The sequence below is a fragment of the Streptococcus sp. HPH0090 genome (assembly GCF_000411475.1).
In the GTDB taxonomy this organism is placed as follows: Bacteria; Bacillota; Bacilli; order Lactobacillales; family Streptococcaceae; genus Streptococcus.
In genome coordinates this window covers 1-17,748 of the sequence record NZ_KE150467.1, presented here as the reverse complement: position 1 = coordinate 17,748, position 17,748 = coordinate 1, and the positions used below count along the sequence as shown (strand labels likewise).

Here is a 17,748-nt window from a genome sequence, read left to right as displayed (position 1 = left end):
TTCGTACCAGAAAAATCATTCACAGGAACAGGAACAGGTGTGACTGTTAAACGTGTAGATAAGAACGGTACACCAGTAACAGCTAAGTACACACCAACTGTTACACCAGTAACACCAACAGCAGAACCAGCTACAACTATTGGACCAAAAGGTAAAGAACAGTCAGGTAAACCAACATTCAAGGAAGGCGATAGCCGTGTTCCAATGAATGATGATGTTCCAGCAACATTTGACGATGGTTCAACAACTAAGACTATTCCGGGTGTTGGTACTTACACAGTAGCACCAGACGGAACAGTAACCTTCAAACCAGAACCTGAATTTACAGGAACAGCTCCATCTGTTACAGTTGTTCGTGAAGATATGAACGGAACAAAAGCTTCTGCAACATACACACCAACAGTAACACCAGTTACTACATTTGTAGATAAAGAAGGTAAAGCAATTCCAGGATATCCAACAGAAGACGGCGAAAATCCTAAGAAAGATATTCCAGGATACCGCTTCGTAGAGACTAAGAAACTTCCAAACGGCGACACAGAACATGTCTACGAAAAAGTGAAGACTAGTCACAAGGATAAAGACGGAAATGAAATTCCAGGATATCCAACAGAAGACGGTGAAAATCCTAAGAAAGACATTCCAGGATACCGCTTCGTTGAAACTAAGAAATTGCCAAATGGTGATACAGTACACATCTACGAAAAAGTTGTAACTCCAGAAAAACCAGAAGCTCCAGTTAAACCAGCTCCAGCTAAGGAAAATGCTCCTCAATTGCCAAATACTGGTACTGAAGATCATGCTAGCCTTGCTGCCCTTGGTTTAGTAGGTGTCTTGAGTGGATTTGGACTTATCGCTCGTAAAAAGAAAGAAGACTAATCAACTCTGTAAAGTAGTGGAAAAGTCACCTTTCTAATTAAAAACTAGTACATCCAAAGATGTACTAGTTTTTTTATCTCTTTGCTGCTTGTTTTAAGGATAGAACTATGCTACAATCTTGTAAAATAAATAAGGATATCAAGATATGAAAAGTGAATACCAAAAAATGATTGCGGGAGAACCCTATCGCCCGTTCGATCCAGAACTTCGTGCTCTAGCACAAATAGCACGACAAAAGCAAGCTGCCTTTAATGAAGAAGTCGATCCAATAAAAGGTATGGAAATCATCAAAGGATGGTTTGGTTCAACTGGTGAAAACCTCTATGTCAATACTCGTTTGGTAGTGGATTATGGTGTCAATATTCATTTGGGAGAAAATTTCTATTCCAATTGGAATCTGACCATGTTGGATGTTTGTCCTATTACCATTGGCGACAATGCTATGATTGGTCCTAACTGCCAATTTTTAACACCCCTTCATCCACTGGATCCAGATGAACGAAATTCAGGTTTAGAATTTGGGAAACCAATTACAATCGGCAAGAACTTCTGGGCAGGTGGTGGGGTTATTGTCCTTCCAGGTGTTACACTAGGTGATAACGTTGTTGCAGGAGCAGGAGCTGTCATTACTAAATCTTTTGGCGACAATGTAGTCCTTGCAGGAAATCCAGCACGAGTTATCAAAGAAATTCCAGTCAAAGAAGAAAAATAAAAGAACAGCAAAATGCTGTTCTTTTTTGTACCATAAATAATGATTATTAATGAAGTTCGGATGGGGTTAAGAAAATTTTCAGAAAAAGTTTAGGCTTATTTTAGGAAAGTCACGTAGACTAAGAGCATGTAAAATGAAAGTCGAGGAAACGAGCATGAAAGCAAAAAAATGGACATTCTTATTAACGAGTATAGCAACTCTAGCACTAGTAACAGCTTGTACCCAGTCAACTTCAAATACAACAGCTAGCAATACTGCGACAACGAAAACGACATCCACTACAGATGCTAAGAAAACTAACTATTTCACAGACAAGGACTACGATACCTCCTATGATGAAAAGACAGCAGCAACTGTAACCTTGTCAGGAACAACGGCGACGGTTTCAGGTGACGGAGTGGCCGTATCAGGATCTACCGTTACAATTTCTAAGTCAGGTACCTATGTGATCTCTGGTCAATCCGACGGTGTTCAAATCAAGATCGAAGCTGGAAGTTCAGATGACGTACACATCGTACTAAACGGTGTCACCATGACTAATACCAATGCAGCTATTTCAGCAACATCAGCTGGTCATGTTTACCTAACTCTAGCAGATGGAATAACCAATAGCCTCTCAGATTCTGCTTCTAATAGCGATGAAAAAGCTGATGCAGCCCTCTTCTCTAAAGTGGACTTGACCATCAATGGTAAAGGAACTCTTAATGTAGATGGCAAGAAAAATAATGGTATCAAGGCAAATGATACACTTCACATCACAGGCGGAACCTACAACATCACGGCAGTCGGAGACGCCTTTAATGTCAATGATGAACTCAATATTACTGGCACAACCATGACTATCGATGCTAAGGAAGATGGGGTCAAGGTAGATAATGATGACGATACATCTGTAGGAACCATGTATCTCTCTGACAATACCATTACTGTTACTGCAGGGGACGATGGTATCCACGCATCAGGTGATTTGGTTATTGATAGTGGTACCTATACCGTTAAGAATTCTACAGAAGGGCTTGAAGGTAAGTCAATTACTATCAACGGTGGAGATATCGCCATCTATTCAACGGATGATGGTGTCAATGCAGCCAACAAAAATGCTCAACAAAGTGAAATTTTCTTCACTATGAATGGTGGGAACTTGACGGTTGAAGTTGGTCAAGGGGACACGGATCCAATTGACTCAAATGGTAATATTACAGTTAATGGAGGAACCATCAAAATGACTGGTCAAACTGGTTTTGACTTTGATGGAACAGCGACCTACACAGGCGGAGATATCTATCTCAATGGTGAAAAACAAACTGAGATTGTCAATTCTATGCCTGGAGGCGGAGGGGCACCTGGCGGTGGCCCTCAAGGGAATGGTAGCCCTGGAGGTCCCGCTCCTGATGGACGACCATAAAAGAAAATCTCCTTTCTCGAAAGAGAAGGGAGATTTTTATGATATTAGGACGAGAAAGAATTATTCTCCGTCTTTTTTAAAGATGTTTTTTACGCCAGATACTGCGCCTTCGACAGCTTCTTTTGCTTCTTCAGCAACTTCTTTAGCTTTTGAAGCTACCTTTTCTGCAGCTCCTTCCGCTTGAGTTTTAGTATCGCCAGTTAGTTTACCAAAACCTTCTTTAACAGAACCTTTAGCTTGGTTGAATTTTTCTTCGATTGACATGGGGGATACCTCCGTTAATTTTTTGTATTATCTAAATTACATCAGATATTAATTTAAGTATATACCCTTTTATGCAAAAAAGCAAAAAACTGATACGAAAAGCATCAGTTTATTTTTTTAATAGGTTACAACATTCAATTGCCCTTTATCATATTCAGCGATAAAGATATTAGACACTTCTTCGAAACCTTCTTCTTTCAATTGTTCTGTTAGCCATTCCTCTGATTTTCCGATGGTTTCTAGGATTTCAACTTGGACAACGCCGTCTGTAATGACTGGGTACTTAGGATTCTCGTCACCCATTCTTACGACAATTAGCTGTCCGTTTTGCTCAATCACAGCTCTCTTGACTTCCTTTAGTTGGAAAATTCCTTGAGCACGCAATTTAAGGGCTACATCTGCAGCTGCAAGACCTTTTGAGCGACAAGCTTCTGGATCTAATTTTCCGTTTTTTATGATAATAGTTGGTTTTCCATCAATCAGATGTTTGATGGAGGAAACATTAGTATTCAGCCATTTGAGTGACAGAATCAAAATCGTCCAGATGATGAGGATGACGATATATTGAAGGATGGTAATCGAGCTATTGTAGATGACCCCGCCGATAATACCCCCGAGAACAAAGTTCTGTATTTGGTCTACTGCAGAACTTGGTGCTAAATTTCCTTTTCCTGTTACGTTAATAACAAAAACAAGAGACAGAAGCCCAAAGGCCAATTTAATTGCAATTGTAGCAAAAAAGCTTATCATTTTTCAACCTCCACCAGTTCTACATCTGTTTTATAGAGTTCCATCTTTTCTAATAAATAGCTATCTTGGTCAGTCCCACTAATGGCACGATAAAAATTGTCACCTACTTTAATAATCGCCCCATCAGTCACTGCTGATGTGTTGACATAAACATTTTTCTTATCAACACCTAACTCTTTTGATACAATTTCGATGAAGTGCAAGGAACTACGAAATTGATTATCATTGGATTGGTTGTTTTGAAGATTCGTAATGCTAATCAATACAAAAGCAATTAACGTCAAAATAGAAATGAGCGATAATTCACGGAACTTACTCCCTCTTTTATCTTTGAAAGCCTTAAATGCAAAGAATCCAGTCACAATCACTAAGAGCGTCGACACAATAATCATGACCCAATCCTGTTGACTGATTTGGCTTAGAACATAGTCGTATGAATAGAATTTCATAAGATTTCTCCCTTTTTCAAATTCAATCTATTATAAACTAATTCCTAAGTTTTAGCAATTTTGTTAGTAGAGGAAAAAGCATTTAATTGTTGTTTCCTACTTAAGGTAGGTTTTTTATGATTTGACTTAGCCTCCCGTCTTGACTTTCGTTTGGCTTTTGTTATAATAGTACAAATTTAGAGGAGGTGTTCTATGATTCAAAAACATGCCATTCCTATTTTAGAGTTTGATGATAATCCTCAGGCAGTCATCATGCCAAATCACGAAGGATTAGATTTACAGTTGCCAAAGAAGTGCATCTATGCATTTTTGGAGGAGGAGATTGACCGCTTTGCTCAGGAAGTAGGGGCGGAGTGCGTTGGGGAGTTTGTGTCTGCCACTAAAACCTATCCTGTTTATGTCATGGACTACAAAGGCGAAAAAGTTTGTCTGGCCCAAGCGCCCGTTGGTTCTGCCTCGGCGGCCCAGTTTATGGATTGGTTGATTGGCTATGGTGTGGAGAATATCATCTCTACTGGTACTTGTGGCGTGTTAACGAATATCGAAGAAAATGCCTTTCTAGTTCCAGTTCGAGCGTTACGTGATGAAGGTGCTAGCTACCATTATGCGCCACCATCTCGTTATATGGATGTAAACGTTGAAGCGATTTGCTATCGAGCAAGTTTTGGAACAACTAGGCGTCCCTTATGAAGAAGTCATGACTTGGTCGACAGATGGTTTTTACCGAGAAACAGCTGAAAAAGTTGCCTATCGTAAGGAAGAAGGTTGCGCAGTAGTGGAGATGGAGTGTGCAGCTCTGGCAGCGGTAGCTCAGCTTCGTGGAGTTATCTGGGGTGAGTTGCTGTTTACAGCAGATTCTTTGGCAGATCTTGATAATTATGACCAGCGTGATTGGGGTGCGGAAGCTTTCGAAAAGGCGCTAGAACTCTGTCTTGAGATTGTTAGTCATATGTGAGTATTCTCAGCTTTTTGTGGTACAATGTAGCTATGATAGTTAAATCAATTTTTGGGAAAATAAATTATACTCTAGGGCGTTTATCACCTGCCCGACGAATCTTTCTAAGCTTTGCTTTGGTTATTCTTTTGGGCTCTCTTCTTTTGAGTCTACCATTTGTACAAGAAACAAGCTCCCAAGCAACCTATTTTGATCATCTCTTTACGGCTGTATCCATGGTCTGTGTAACAGGGCTCTTTACCCAATCAGTAGCTTCAACCTATAACATCTGGGGACAATTGATTTGTATGGTCTTGATTCAAATTGGTGGTTTGGGGCTCATGACCTTTTTAGGAATTTTCTATATTCAAGGTAAGCAAAAACTCAGCCTTCGAGGTCGTGAAACGATTCTGGAGAGTTTTAGTTTTGAAGAAACCCAGTCTCTGAAGGATTTTCTACGTTCCATCTTCGTTACTACTTTTCTAGTAGAAGGATTCGGAGCCTTTCTGTTAAGTTTTCGTTTTGTTCCCGAGTTTGGTTTAGGTCGGGGGATTTTCACTTCCATTTTCGTAGCCGTTTCTGCTTTTTGTAATGCTGGATTTGATAATTTTGGTAGTACGAGTTTGGCAGCCTTTCAGACAGACCCGTTGATTAATCTAGTGATTGCAGGATTAATTATTACGGGTGGTCTAGGATTTATGGTCTGGTTTGATCTAGCAACCCAGTTAGGAAAGAAGAAAAAGCGTCGTCTTCGCTTTCATACAAAGTTAGTCCTCTTCTTAACAACAGGTATTTTATTTACCGGAACAGTTTCAACCCTCTTGATTGAGTGGAACAATCCAGGGACCATTGGAAATCTCAGTATCCCTGAGAAATTGCTGGTTAGCTTTTTCCAGACTGTTAGTATGAGGACAGCAGGTTTTGCTTCTATTGATTATACTCAAGCTAGACCAGTCACTTTGCTGATTTATATCTTACAAATGTTTCTCGGGGGGGCACCTGGTGGAACAGCCGGGGGACTTAAAATCACAACCTTCTTTGTATTGTTAGTATTTGCGCGCAGTGAACTTTTAGGATTGCCCCATGCCAATGTAGCTCGGAGAACGATTGAACCTCGGACAGTGCAAAAATCCTTCAGTGTCTTCATTGTTTTCTTGATAACTTTTTTGGTGGGTTTGATTTTACTTGGAATAACAGCAGAAGGGAATCCGAAATTTATCTACTTGATGTTTGAAACTATTTCTGCGCTTGCTACCGTTGGAGTAACAGCGAACTTGACACCAGAATTAGGTAAGATAGCACTTAGCGTTGTCATGTTATTGATGTTTATAGGACGAATCGGGCCGTTGACGCTATTAGTTAGCTTGGCTGAGTATCGTCCAGACAAGAAAGATATGATCCACTATATGAAAGCAGATATTACTATAGGATAGGAAAGGATAAACTATGTCAGATCGGACAATCGGAATTTTAGGTTTAGGAATTTTTGGGAGCAGTGTTCTCGCAGCGCTTGCCAAGCATGATATCAATATCATAGCTATTGACAACCATGAGGAACTTATCAATCAATTTGAACCTGTTTTAGTTCGCGGTGTTGTTGGAGATATCACAGATGAAGAACTCTTGTTATCAGCCGGGATTGATACCTGTGATACGGTTGTGGTCGCAACTGGTGAAAACTTGGAGTCTAGTGTTCTTGCGGTTATGCATTGCAAGGATTTGGGAGTACCAACTGTTATTGCTAAGGTCAAAAGTCATACAGCAAAAAAAGTACTTGAAAAAATCGGTGCAGACTCTGTTATTTCACCAGAGTATGAAATGGGTCGTTCATTAGCACAAACGATTCTCTTTCATAATAGCGTAGACGTCTTTCAGTTAGACAAGAATGTCTCCATTGTTGAGATGAAAATCCCTGCATCTTGGGTAGGTCAGAGTCTTAGCCAATTAAATCTTAGAGGACGCTATAATCTTAATATACTCGGTTTTCGTAAATACGAAAATGCTCCACTAGATGTTCAATTCGGACCGGAAGACCTTTTACAGTCTGACACCTATATCATGGCTATCATTAATAACCAATACTTAGATAATCTTGCAAACCTCAATGAGTAGAAGAAAAAGATTATTGAGTCAATATAAGTATTTTATAAGAGGGATTTAAGAAAAATTTTAACTTTTTCTTAATCCTTTTTAATTTTAGGAGATTATACTAGAGTCATCAAAAAAAGAAAACTCTAAGGAGAATCCTATGAAATTCAATCCAAATCAGAGATATACTCGTTGGTCTATTCGCCGTCTCAGTGTCGGTGTTGCTTCAGTTGTTGTAGCTAGTGGCTTCTTTGTCCTGGTCGGACAACCAAGTTCTGCGCGTGCTGATGTGGTTAATCCGACCACTGCTCAAGTCGTGCCAGATGCAGATTCGGTGAGTGAAAAGAGCGACTTACCAGCAGAGGCTCTAAAAAAAGCAGTCGATGTAGCTCTTCCTTCAGAACAGGCAGATTCAGTACCTAAAGTAAGCTTGGATTCTACAAGCTCTCCAGAAAAAGCGGATGTAGCTGATAAAGACCAAGTAGTAGTACCCAAAGAAGAAGTGCAAGCAAAACCAGAATCTAAGAAACAAATAGAAGATACGGTTAAACCTGCAACAAATTCTGTTCCTGTAGTGTCTGGACAAGATCGTGAAGCAAGTGAAGCTCAACCAGCAACCACTCCAGCTGAAGTCAAAAAAGGTGTAGCTGATAATACCAAAGATACAGTAGATGTTCCAGCTTCTTACTTGGACAAGGCCAATTACCCAGGCCCATTCACAGCCGGTGTTAACCAAGTCATTCCATACGAATTTTTCGCCGGTGACGGCATGTTAACTCGTCTCATCTTGAAAGCTTCTGACAAAGCTCCATGGTCAGACAATGGTTCAGCAAAAAATCCCGCCCTCCCACCAGTAGAGAAATTGGGCAAAGGTCTCTACTTCTACGAAGTGGATTTGGCTGGCACTCAAGGTAAATCAGATAAAGAGCTTCTTGACCTCTTGAAACAAAATGGTACTCAAAGTTATCAAGCTACTATTAAAGTGTACGGTGCGAAGGATGGCAAAGCCGATTTGAGTAACCTCGTAGCGACTAAGGATTTGGATATCAACTTGAACGGCTTGACTACCCCAGCTGAAGTTCAAAAAGGTGTGGCTGACAACACCAAAGATACAGTAGATGTCCCAGCTAGCTACCTTAATAAACCCAATTACCCAGGCCCGTTCACAGCGGGAGTCAACCAAGTCATTCCATACGAATTTTTCGCCGGTGACGGTATGTTGACTCGCCTTATCTTGAAAGCATCCGATAAGGCTCCATGGTCAGACAACGGTTCGGCTAAAAATCCCGCTCTCCCACCAGTAGAGAAATTGGGCAAAGGCCTCTACTTCTATGAAGTAGATTTGGCTGGCACTCAAGGTAAATCAGATAAAGAGCTTCTTGACCTCTTGAAACAAAACGGTACTCAAAGTTACAAGGCAACTATCAAAGTGTACGGAGCTAAAGACGGCAAGGCTGACTTAACAAATCTTGTGGCGACTAAAGATTTGACTGTTAATTTGAATGGCTTAACCACACCAAATCAGGTTAAAGATTCTGTTGTTAACAATGTCAAAGACATGATTAATGTTCCAGCTAGCTACCTTGACAAGGCTAAGGTTCCTGGACCTTTCTTGGCTGGTATCAACCAAGTTACTCCATACGAAGCTTTTGGTGGAGATGGAATGTTGACCCGCCTTATCTTGAAAGCCTCAGATAAGGCTCCTTGGTCAGACAATGGAACAGCAAAAAATCCTGCTCTATTACCACTTGAAGGCTTGGCTAAAGGGCAATATTTCTACGAAGTAGATTTGAATGGTAATACGGTTGGTAAGGATGGTCAGGACTTGCTGGAGCAACTTCGAGCTAACGGAAGTCAAACATATCTAGCTACCATCAAGGTGTACGGCGCTAAAGACGGCAAACCTGATTTGACCAATCTGGTTGCTACTCGACAAGTAACGATTCGACTTCATGGATTAGAAATGATGTCCAGCACTCCTCAAGGAAATCAGATGGCTATGCCTTCTTCTACGTCAGATTCAATGAACGAAATGAAGGATATGATGAAAGAAGTCCAAGCTTCAGAGATGAGAATGGCTGATTCCATGGCTGAAACTAGGAAAAATGATGGACAACCGATGCTACCAAATACTGGTGAAGCTCAAACAACTACAGCTGGACTTGGTATCTTTGGTCTAACTTTGGCAGGTCTTGTTGGATTTTTGGGTTGGAAAACCAAAAGAGAAGATTAAGGTTCAAATCATTTAAACATTACGGGAAATAGTGTTATACTAAAGCAAGTATAACACTGTTTTTGTCAAAGGAGTGTCAGATGAAAAAGACAATTTTGTTGGTTGATGATGAGATAGATATTCTAGATATTCAAAATCGTTATCTTTTACAGGCAGGCTACGATGTTTTAGTCGCCCATGATGGTAAGGAAGGATTGGAACTTTTTAGAAAAAAATCTATCGATCTCATTATCACAGATATCATGATGCCTAATATGGACGGTTATGATTTCATCAGTGAAGTTCAGTATATTGCTCCTGATCAACCCTTTCTCTTTACAACTGCTAAGACAAGCGAACAAGATAAGATTTATGGATTAAGTTTGGGGGCAGCTGATTTTATAGCTAAACCGTTTAGCCCACGGGAATTGGTTTTGAGAGTGAATAATATCTTGCGCCGCCTTAGTCGTGGCGGAGAGACTGAGCAGATTGAGTTTGGTGACTTGGTGATCAACCATGTGACTCATGAGGTTCGCATTGGGGAACAGCCTTTGGATTTGACAGTGAAATCTTTTGAACTTCTATGGATATTAGCCAGCAATCCTGAGAGAGTCTTTTCAAAGACTGAACTTTATGAGAAGGTATGGCAAGAGGATTATGTGGATGATACCAATACACTCAATGTTCATATCCATGCTTTGAGACAAGAATTGAGTAAGTATACGAATTTAAACACTCCTGCTATCAAAACTGTTTGGGGATTGGGCTATAAGATGGAAAGACCGAGAGGAAAAAAATGAAATTAAAAAGCTATATTTTAGTGGGGTATCTAGTTTCGACTCTACTAACGATTTTGGTTGTTTTCTGGGCAGTCCAACGAATGTTGATTGAGAAAAATGAAGTTTACTTTCTAGTTGGAATGACCTTGATTGCTAGTTTCATTGGCGCTGCAGTGAGCATCTTTCTCTTGTCGCCCGTTTTCTCTTCTCTGAAACATTTGAAAAAACAAGCTCAGGATATAGCAAGCAAGGATTTCAGTACAGAAATCGAAACCAAAGGCCCATTAGAATTTCAAGAGCTAGGCCAGGCTTTTAATGACATGTCCCACAATTTGCAGGCTACCTTTCAATCACTTGATGAGAGCGAGCAAGAAAAGAGAATGATGATTGCGCAGCTTTCTCACGATATTAAAACTCCTATTACCTCCATTCAGGTTACTGTGGAGGGAATTCTAGATGGAGTGATTAAGGAAGAGGAGCGGCTCCACTATTTAACCACGATTGGTCGACAAACTGAGCGTCTAAACAAGCTAGTGGAGGAATTGGATGTTTTGACTCTTAACACACAACCTCAAGATACTGCTGATGAAGAAGTCGAAGAGGTCTTTTTAGATCAGCTGTTGATTGAGTCAATGAGTGAATTTCAACTCCAGATTGAACAAGAGGAGCGGGATGTTTACATTCAAGTATCACCTGAGTCGGCGAAAATCAAGAGCCATTCTGACAAACTTTCTCGTATTCTGGTCAATTTGTTAAACAATGCCTTTAAATATTCAGAACCAGGAACCAGAATCGAGGTTCTTGCTCAATTAACAGAACAAGAGCTGACAATCAGTGTGAAAGACGAGGGACAGGGAATCCTTCCTGAAGATTTGGGAAAAATTTTTAACCGATTGTATCGTGTAGAAACTTCACGAAATATGAAGACAGGTGGGCATGGATTAGGTCTTGCGATTGCACAAGAACTGGCCCATCAGCTTGGTGGTGAAATCACAGTAGAAAGTCAATATGGCTTAGGAAGCAAGTTCACATTCTGCCTTAATTTGAAATAAAGGCGTAAAATCTCTTTACAAATCGACGGATTCATGATACAATAGCCTTTGTGTGAAATAGCAGCAGGGAAGCATGAAGCTCGTCAACAGGTGTCTTATGATAAGTAACCTTGGCTGTTTAGGCGAAGGGCATCTGCACGAATCAGGGCTTTCTAAGTGACTATTTCCACCGAATATTATTTATATCAGGAGGACATACATATGTCACGTTATACAGGACCATCTTGGAAACAAGCTCGTCGCCTTGGCCTTTCACTTACAGGTACAGGTAAAGAATTGGCACGTCGTAACTACGTACCAGGTCAACACGGACCAAACAACCGTTCAAAATTGTCAGAATACGGTTTGCAATTGGCTGAAAAACAAAAACTTCGTTTCACATACGGTGTTGGTGAAAAACAATTCCGTAACTTGTTCGTAGAAGCTACAAAAATCAAAGGCGGAATCCTTGGTTTCAACTTCATGCTTCTTTTGGAACGTCGTTTGGATAACGTTGTTTACCGTCTTGGCCTTGCGACTACTCGTCGTCAAGCACGTCAATTCGTAAACCACGGTCACATCCTTGTTGACGGAAAACGCGTTGATATCCCTTCATACCGTGTAACTCCAGGTCAAGTGATCTCAGTTCGCGAAAAATCATTGAAAGTTCCAGCAATCCTTGAAGCTGTTGAAGCTACTCTTGGACGTCCAGCATTCGTATCATTCGACGCTGACAAATTGGAAGGTTCATTGACTCGTTTGCCAGAACGTGATGAAATCAACCCAGAAATCAACGAAGCACTTATCGTTGAATTCTACAACAAGATGCTTTAATTTTAAGATATATATTACAGAAAGCCTACAACAGTGGGCTTTTTGCTTTGTCTAAAAAGACTAAAATTTCTTCTATATTTAAAGAAATATTTTTAGTATATAAATAGTAGCTATATATAGTAGATAGTATGTAGAAAAAATTAAAAAAATTTTTTACAAAAAATAAGAAAAACCAGTTGACAAGCGCAAAAAAGTAGGTATAATAGAAAGAGTTGAAAAGCTCAAGGTCCGTTGGTCAAGGGGTTAAGACACCGCCTTTTCACGGCGGTAACACGGGTTCGAATCCCGTACGGACTATGGGTGTATCGCGGTTGAAGGTGGTAGGATATAAAAAAAGTTAAAAAAACCTGTTGACAGAGAAAAACGACTGTGATATACTAATATAGTTGTCGCAAGCGCGACAAAGACCTTTGAAAACTGAACAAGACGAACCAATGTGCAGGGCACTATAACTTAAGGTTATAGTACTGAACAATGAAAAAACAATAAATCTGTCGGTGACAGAAATGAGTGAGAACTCAAACTTTTAATGAGAGTTTGATCCTGGCTCAGGATGAACGCTGGCGGCGTGCCTAATACATGCAAGTAGAACGCTGAAGGAGGAGCTTGCTCTTCTGGATGAGTTGCGAACGGGTGAGTAACGCGTAGGTAACCTGCCTGGTAGCGGGGGATAACTATTGGAAACGATAGCTAATACCGCATGACAACAGTTATTGCATGATAACTGTTTAAAAGGGGCAATTGCTCCACTACCAGATGGACCTGCGTTGTATTAGCTAGTTGGTGAGGTAACGGCTCACCAAGGCGACGATACATAGCCGACCTGAGAGGGTGATCGGCCACACTGGGACTGAGACACGGCCCAGACTCCTACGGGAGGCAGCAGTAGGGAATCTTCGGCAATGGACGGAAGTCTGACCGAGCAACGCCGCGTGAGTGAAGAAGGTTTTCGGATCGTAAAGCTCTGTTGTAAGAGAAGAACGAGTGTGAGAGTGGAAAGTTCACACTGTGACGGTATCTTACCAGAAAGGGACGGCTAACTACGTGCCAGCAGCCGCGGTAATACGTAGGTCCCGAGCGTTATCCGGATTTATTGGGCGTAAAGCGAGCGCAGGCGGTTAGATAAGTCTGAAGTTAAAGGCTGTGGCTTAACCATAGTACGCTTTGGAAACTGTTTAACTTGAGTGCAAGAGGGGAGAGTGGAATTCCATGTGTAGCGGTGAAATGCGTAGATATATGGAGGAACACCGGTGGCGAAAGCGGCTCTCTGGCTTGTAACTGACGCTGAGGCTCGAAAGCGTGGGGAGCAAACAGGATTAGATACCCTGGTAGTCCACGCCGTAAACGATGAGTGCTAGGTGTTAGACCCTTTCCGGGGTTTAGTGCCGTAGCTAACGCATTAAGCACTCCGCCTGGGGAGTACGACCGCAAGGTTGAAACTCAAAGGAATTGACGGGGGCCCGCACAAGCGGTGGAGCATGTGGTTTAATTCGAAGCAACGCGAAGAACCTTACCAGGTCTTGACATCCCTCTGACCGCTCTAGAGATAGAGTTTTCCTTCGGGACAGAGGTGACAGGTGGTGCATGGTTGTCGTCAGCTCGTGTCGTGAGATGTTGGGTTAAGTCCCGCAACGAGCGCAACCCCTATTGTTAGTTGCCATCATTCAGTTGGGCACTCTAGCGAGACTGCCGGTAATAAACCGGAGGAAGGTGGGGATGACGTCAAATCATCATGCCCCTTATGACCTGGGCTACACACGTGCTACAATGGCTGGTACAACGAGTCGCAAGTCGGTGACGGCAAGCTAATCTCTTAAAGCCAGTCTCAGTTCGGATTGTAGGCTGCAACTCGCCTACATGAAGTCGGAATCGCTAGTAATCGCGGATCAGCACGCCGCGGTGAATACGTTCCCGGGCCTTGTACACACCGCCCGTCACACCACGAGAGTTTGTAACACCCGAAGTCGGTGAGGTAACCATTTGGAGCCAGCCGCCTAAGGTGGGATAGATGATTGGGGTGAAGTCGTAACAAGGTAGCCGTATCGGAAGGTGCGGCTGGATCACCTCCTTTCTAAGGATAAGGAATGCACATTGGTCTTGTTTAGTCTTGAGAGGTCTTGTGGGGCCTTAGCTCAGCTGGGAGAGCGCCTGCTTTGCACGCAGGAGGTCAGCGGTTCGATCCCGCTAGGCTCCATTGGTGAGAGATCACCAAGTAATGCACATTGAAAATTGAATATCTATATCAAATAGTAACAAGAAAATAAACCGAAACGCTGTAGTATTAAAAGAGTTTATGACTGAAAGGTCAAAAATAAGGTTAAGTTAATAAGGGCGCACGGTGGATGCCTTGGCACTAGGAGCCGAAGAAGGACGTGACAAACGACGATATGCCTTGGGTAGCTGTAAGTAAGCGATGATCCAGGGATTTCCGAATGGGGGAACCCAACAGGTACTACCTGTTACCCATATCTGTTAAGGATATGAGGAGGAAGACGCAGTGAACTGAAACATCTAAGTAGCTGCAGGAAGAGAAAGCAAAAGCGATTGCCTTAGTAGCGGCGAGCGAAACGGCAGGAGGGCAAACCGAAGAGTTTACTCTTCGGGGTTGTAGGACTGCAATGTGGACTCAAAGATTATAGAAGAATGATATGGGAAGATCAGCCAAAGAGAGTGAGAGCCTCGTATTCAAAATAGTCTTTGTACCTAGCAGTATCCTGAGTACGGCGGGACACGTGAAATCCCGTCGGAATCTGGGAGGACCATCTCCCAACCCTAAATACTCCCTAGTGACCGATAGTGAACCAGTACCGTGAGGGAAAGGTGAAAAGCACCCCGGGAGGGGAGTGAAATAGAACCTGAAACCGTGTGCCTACAACAAGTTCGAGCCCGTTAATGGGTGAGAGCGTGCCTTTTGTAGAATGAACCGGCGAGTTACGATATGATGCGAGGTTAAGTTGAAGAGACGGAGCCGTAGGGAAACCGAGTCTGAATAGGGCGCCTTAGTATTATGTCGTAGACCCGAAACCATGTGACCTACCCATGAGCAGGTTGAAGGTGCGGTAAGACGCACTGGAGGACCGAACCAGGGCACGTTGAAAAGTGCTTGGATGACTTGTGGGTAGCGGAGAAATTCCAAACGAACTTGGAGATAGCTGGTTCTCTCCGAAATAGCTTTAGGGCTAGCGTCGACATCAAGATTCTTGGAGGTAGAGCACTGTTTGGGTGAGGGGTCCATCCCGGATTACCAATCTCAGATAAACTCCGAATGCCAATGAATTATGGTCGGCAGTCAGACTGCGAGTGCTAAGATCCGTAGTCGAAAGGGAAACAGCCCAGACCACCAGCTAAGGTCCCAAAATAATTGTTAAGTGGAAAAGGATGTGGGGTTGCACAGACAACTAGGATGTTAGCTTAGAAGCAGCTATTCATTCAAAGAGTGCGTAATAGCTCACTAGTCGAGTGACCCTGCGCCGAAAATGTACCGGGGCTAAAACAATTTACCGAAGCTGTGGATACCTTTATAGGTATGGTAGGAGAGCGTTCTATGTGTGGAGAAGGTGTACCGTGAGGAGCGCTGGAACGCATAGAAGTGAGAATGCCGGTATGAGTAGCGAAAGACAGGTGAGAATCCTGTCCACCGTAAGACTAAGGTTTCCAGGGGAAGGCTCGTCCGCCCTGGGTTAGTCGGGACCTAAGGAGAGACCGAAAGGTGTATCCGATGGACAACAGGTTGATATTCCTGTACTAGAGTATGTAGTGATGGAGGGACGCAGTAGGCTAACTAAAGCAGACGATTGGAAGAGTCTGTCTAAGCAGTGAGGTGTGAATTGAGTTAAATGCTTAGTTCTATAACATTGAGCTGTGATGGGGAGCGAAGTTTAGTAGCGAAGTTAGTGACGTCACACTGCCAAGAAAAGCTTCTAGCGTTAAACATACTCTACCCGTACCGCAAACCGACACAGGTAGTCGAGGCGAGTAGCCTCAGGTGAGCGAGAGAACTCTCGTTAAGGAACTCGGCAAAATGACCCCGTAACTTCGGGAGAAGGGGTGCTGACTTTACGTCAGCCGCAGTGAATAGGCCCAAGCAACTGTTTATCAAAAACACAGCTCTCTGCTAAATCGTAAGATGATGTATAGGGGGTGACGCCTGCCCGGTGCTGGAAGGTTAAGAGGAGTGCTTAGAGGTAACTCGAAGGTATGAATTGAAGCCCCAGTAAACGGCGGCCGTAACTATAACGGTCCTAAGGTAGCGAAATTCCTTGTCGGGTAAGTTCCGACCCGCACGAAAGGCGTAATGATTTGGGCACTGTCTCAACGAGAGACTCGGTGAAATTTTAGTACCTGTGAAGATGCAGGTTACCCGCGACAGGACGGAAAGACCCCATGGAGCTTTACTGCAGTTTGATATTGAGTGTCTGTACCACATGTACAGGATAGGTAGGAGTCTATGAGCTCGGGACGCCAGTTTCGAAGGAGACGTTGTTGGGATACTACCCTTGTGTTATGGCCACTCTAACCCGGATAGGTGATCCCTATCGGAGACAGTGTCTGACGGGCAGTTTGACTGGGGCGGTCGCCTCCTAAAAGGTAACGGAGGCGCCCAAAGGTTCCCTCAGAATGGTTGGAAATCATTCGCAGAGTGTAAAGGTATAAGGGAGCTTGACTGCGAGAGCTACAACTCGAGCAGGGACGAAAGTCGGGCTTAGTGATCCGGTGGTTCCGTATGGAAGGGCCATCGCTCAACGGATAAAAGCTACCCTGGGGATAACAGGCTTATCTCCCCCAAGAGTTCACATCGACGGGGAGGTTTGGCACCTCGATGTCGGCTCGTCGCATCCTGGGGCTGTAGTCGGTCCCAAGGGTTGGGCTGTTCGCCCATTAAAGCGGCACGCGAGCTGGGTTCAGAACGTCGTGAGACAGTTCGGTCCCTATCCGTCGCGGGCGTAGGAAATTTGAGAGGATCTGCTCCTAGTACGAGAGGACCAGAGTGGACTTACCGCTGGTGTACCAGTTGTCTTGCCAAAGGCATCGCTGGGTAGCTATGTAGGGAAGGGATAAACGCTGAAAGCATCTAAGTGTGAAACCCACCTCAAGATGAGATTTCCCATGATTTTATATCAGTAAGAGCCCTGAGAGATGATCAGGTAGATAGGTTAGAAGTGGAAGTGTGGCGACACATGTAGCGGACTAATACTAATAGCTCGAGGACTTATCCAAAGTAACTGAGAATACGAAAGCGAAAGGTTTTCTTAGTATTTGATAGATATTCAATTTTGAGTAGGTATTACTCAGAGTTAAGTGACGATAGCCTAGGAGATACACCTGTACCCATGCCGAACACAGAAGTTAAGCCCTAGAACGCCGGAAGTAGTTGGGGGTTGCCCCCTGTGAGATATGGAAGTCGCTTAGCT

At 43.0% G+C, this 17,748-nt stretch carries 12 protein-coding genes, 2 tRNA genes, 3 rRNA genes and 1 pseudogene; 15 read left to right on the top strand and 3 right to left on the bottom strand.

What is annotated here, in order from left to right:
* The 3 genes from HMPREF1481_RS10320 to HMPREF1481_RS10310 all read left to right on the top strand — a co-directional run.
* Positions 1–879: LPXTG cell wall anchor domain-containing protein (locus HMPREF1481_RS10320; RefSeq protein WP_016466560.1), on the top strand; the 879-nt coding region annotated here is incomplete at its 5' end.
* A gap of 145 nt (positions 880–1,024) precedes the next feature.
* Positions 1,025–1,591 carry a sugar O-acetyltransferase gene (locus HMPREF1481_RS10315; RefSeq protein ID WP_016466559.1) on the top strand — a complete coding sequence of 189 codons (567 nt, stop codon included), beginning with the start codon at positions 1,025–1,027 and terminating at the stop codon, positions 1,589–1,591.
* Between the two features lie 154 nt (positions 1,592–1,745).
* Complete coding sequence (locus HMPREF1481_RS10310) at positions 1,746–2,996, top strand: carbohydrate-binding domain-containing protein (protein WP_016466558.1); 1,251 nt, start codon at positions 1,746–1,748, stop codon at positions 2,994–2,996.
* Between the two features lie 60 nt (positions 2,997–3,056).
* Here HMPREF1481_RS10310 and HMPREF1481_RS10305 read toward each other — a convergent pair whose 3' ends face one another.
* From HMPREF1481_RS10305 to HMPREF1481_RS10295, 3 genes are all read right to left on the bottom strand, one after another.
* Entirely contained in the window at positions 3,057–3,260 is a 204-nt protein-coding gene (locus HMPREF1481_RS10305) for a CsbD family protein (RefSeq protein WP_016466557.1), read from the bottom strand.
* Positions 3,261–3,377: 117 nt separating this feature from the next.
* Positions 3,378–4,010 carry a DUF421 domain-containing protein gene (locus tag HMPREF1481_RS10300; RefSeq protein ID WP_016466556.1) on the bottom strand — a complete coding sequence of 211 codons (633 nt, stop codon included), beginning with the start codon at positions 4,008–4,010 and terminating at the stop codon, positions 3,378–3,380.
* Complete coding sequence (locus HMPREF1481_RS10295; protein WP_016466555.1) at positions 4,007–4,459, bottom strand: DUF3290 family protein; 453 nt, start codon at positions 4,457–4,459, stop codon at positions 4,007–4,009. The genes HMPREF1481_RS10300 and HMPREF1481_RS10295 overlap by 4 nt, the downstream gene beginning before the upstream one ends.
* A 192-nt stretch (positions 4,460–4,651) precedes the next feature.
* On the opposite strand from HMPREF1481_RS10295, the pseudogene HMPREF1481_RS10555 reads away from it, so the two are divergent.
* The 12 genes and pseudogenes from HMPREF1481_RS10555 to rrf all read left to right on the top strand — a co-directional run bounded on the left by HMPREF1481_RS10555 (position 4,652) and on the right by rrf (position 17,747).
* Positions 4,652–5,414 (top strand): annotated as a pseudogene (locus HMPREF1481_RS10555) (nucleoside phosphorylase).
* A 32-nt stretch (positions 5,415–5,446) separates the two neighbouring features.
* On the top strand, positions 5,447–6,826 hold the full coding sequence (locus tag HMPREF1481_RS10285; RefSeq protein WP_025173317.1) for a TrkH family potassium uptake protein: 1,380 nt from the start codon (positions 5,447–5,449) through the stop codon (positions 6,824–6,826).
* 13 nt (positions 6,827–6,839) lie between these two features.
* Positions 6,840–7,505 (top strand): potassium channel family protein, encoded by a 666-nt coding sequence (locus HMPREF1481_RS10280; protein ID WP_016466551.1) that lies wholly within the window; start codon positions 6,840–6,842, stop codon positions 7,503–7,505.
* A 136-nt stretch (positions 7,506–7,641) separates the two neighbouring features.
* Positions 7,642–9,714, top strand: coding sequence for a YSIRK signal domain/LPXTG anchor domain surface protein (locus HMPREF1481_RS10275; RefSeq protein WP_016466550.1), 2,073 nt, complete (start codon positions 7,642–7,644; stop codon positions 9,712–9,714).
* Positions 9,715–9,794: 80 nt separating this feature from the next.
* A complete protein-coding gene (locus HMPREF1481_RS10270) occupies positions 9,795–10,493 on the top strand; it encodes a response regulator transcription factor (RefSeq protein ID WP_016466549.1) in 699 nt (232 codons plus the stop codon).
* On the top strand, positions 10,490–11,524 hold the full coding sequence (locus HMPREF1481_RS10265; protein ID WP_016466548.1) for a sensor histidine kinase: 1,035 nt from the start codon (positions 10,490–10,492) through the stop codon (positions 11,522–11,524). Before HMPREF1481_RS10270 ends, HMPREF1481_RS10265 begins: the two co-directional genes overlap by 4 nt.
* Positions 11,525–11,725: 201 nt before the next feature.
* Positions 11,726–12,337, top strand: a complete 612-nt coding sequence (rpsD, locus tag HMPREF1481_RS10260) for a 30S ribosomal protein S4 (protein WP_006144803.1) — start codon at positions 11,726–11,728, stop codon at positions 12,335–12,337.
* A gap of 225 nt (positions 12,338–12,562) precedes the next feature.
* A tRNA-Glu gene (locus tag HMPREF1481_RS10255) sits at positions 12,563–12,634 on the top strand.
* Between the two features lie 228 nt (positions 12,635–12,862).
* Positions 12,863–14,408 (top strand): 16S ribosomal RNA (locus tag HMPREF1481_RS10250).
* A 50-nt stretch (positions 14,409–14,458) separates the two neighbouring features.
* Positions 14,459–14,531 (top strand) — tRNA-Ala (locus tag HMPREF1481_RS10245).
* 121 nt (positions 14,532–14,652) lie between these two features.
* Positions 14,653–17,554, top strand: a 23S ribosomal RNA gene (locus HMPREF1481_RS10240).
* 77 nt (positions 17,555–17,631) lie between these two features.
* Positions 17,632–17,747, top strand: a 5S ribosomal RNA gene (gene rrf / locus HMPREF1481_RS10235).
* Together the 16S, 23S and 5S rRNA genes with 2 tRNA genes alongside form the textbook arrangement of a ribosomal RNA operon.
* Position 17,748: the final 1 nt, after the last annotated feature.